Here is a 687-nt window from a genome sequence, read left to right on the forward strand (position 1 = left end):
GGGCCAGCCAATATTATTCTAGCTGGCATGTCCATTGGTATGCCTATCCGCTGATCTACTGGATGGAGATTGTCGCCGATTTTCTCTGTCTCGAAGCAGGTTCTGTCGACATTCTCTATATTTCCGAGATTGATCCGCTGTGGCAAGACAGTGAACTTACCGCGATCATCAATCCAGAAGCAGTTCTGTTCGCCAATCCGCTGGCGCTCGCTGCGTGCGCGGCCGACTGTGTTTCTGCCACGGTCAATCTGCCGCGCGATGAACTCTTCTGGTGTGCTGGCTGTCAGGGTTCAATGTATCCGATGAACGGCAATGTCTCGGCGAGCATTGGCCATGTCCAGGCCTCCCGGCTCGTCTTGTCGCGCTTTGCGTATAAATTACACCGCCAGCTGGTGTCCTGGGGAACCATGGGCAACAAAGGCCTGTGCGGCAAATATCTCATGCCGATCATGCGCAAGCAGCAATATCGCCTGCAGGCTACCAATCCCAATCCGGCGACAAAGGGCCGCTATGCCTGCCCGCCCATCGGAGCCTCCACCACCTTTCAATCTGCCGGACAGGTCATTCCCGCCATTGGCGAGGACATGGGCTATCTAGTCTGGCGCAAACGGAATTGCTGCGCATTATGAAGAACTTCGTTCTCTTTTCGGTTTTGTTCACGATCTCCGCGTCCACCGGTTTTGCCGC

The 687-nt window shown here is 55.2% G+C and carries 1 protein-coding gene; it reads left to right on the forward strand.

Translation table 11 applies throughout. The annotated features are described in order from the left end of the window. Positions 1-629 (forward strand): TraU family protein (locus C8024_RS10150; protein ID WP_173204724.1); only part of this gene is annotated, 629 nt, incomplete at its 5' end. Positions 630-687: the final 58 nt, after the last annotated feature.

The organism is Sphingopyxis sp. BSNA05 (assembly GCF_013265645.1).
GTDB lineage: Bacteria > Pseudomonadota > Alphaproteobacteria > Sphingomonadales > Sphingomonadaceae > Parasphingorhabdus.